Annotated in this window: 1 protein-coding gene; it reads left to right on the forward strand. The window is 41.2% G+C overall.

Annotation, left to right across the window (positions count from 1 at the left end; translation table 11 throughout):
- Positions 1–339 precede the first annotated feature (339 nt).
- A partial coding sequence (locus R8O11_RS25240) for an ATP-binding cassette domain-containing protein (protein WP_318194614.1) occupies positions 340–1,055 on the forward strand: 716 nt, incomplete at its 3' end.

Consider the following 1,055-nt stretch of genomic DNA (forward strand, 5'->3'; position numbering starts at 1 on the left):
GTTTCGTGCGGGTGTAGGCTCTTGCCTGTATATTTTTGAGACAAAAATTCATGTTATATCTCTTGTTTAAAAACTTCGTAAGAAGGCTGAACTCCGTGCATAAAACGCGATGAAGTGTTGCTCGGAGTCATAAATTATCTTCATCAGATGTGGAAATACGTGCACAGCTAAGCTGGAAAATGCGTAGGTTGTATTACATCTGAGTAAAGACAAGAGACCGCCGGTGATATTTCATCACCGGCTTTTTTGTATCTGAAGTTTGAAATCAGATATGAAGTTACCCATAGTTGAAATAGGGGCCGGTATGTAAGTACCGGCCCTTTTTATTTGGGAAAAAACATGAGTGTGTTACACGTTAAAAATATGTCCTATCAGGTTGTTGATCATCACCTATATAGCCATTCCCACTTCACTATTCATGCTGGAGAGCATGTAGGGATCACCGGTGCAAACGGAGTAGGAAAAAGTACGTTGTTAAAGTTGCTTGTTGGTGAAATTTCTGCCGATGAGGGAGATATTCATTGGCAGCCAAACTTAGAGATTGGCTATCTTGATCAACATCTTGTGGTTGATAAAACTCAGACGATTAGAGAATGTTTACAATCGGCATTTAATGAGTTGTTTGAAGCTGAACGTGAATTATTTTCTTTGTATCAAGAGATGGCTGAATCTGCATCGCCTTCTTTGCTTCGCCGAGTTGCTAAGTTACAAACGGAATTGGAAGCCCAAGGCTTTTACGCCTTACATGCCCAAATTGAAAGTGTATCCGCAGGGCTTGGTATACAGCAGTTGGGACTGGATACTCTAATGAGTGCGTTAAGTGGCGGGCAACGCCATAAGGTTTTATTAGCGCGCTTATTGTTGCGTGAACCAGACGTCTTATTGTTAGATGAGCCGACTAACTATCTTGATGCAACTCATATTGAGTGGTTGAAGAGTTATCTCAATGCTTATGTAGGAACCGTACTGTTGGTGTCTCATGATGTGAGTTTCCTGAATGCGGTTACTACCTGCATCTGTGATATCGACTATCAAAAAATCCAGAAATACACCGG

It is taken from the genome of Vibrio sp. 1288, from assembly GCF_033344475.1.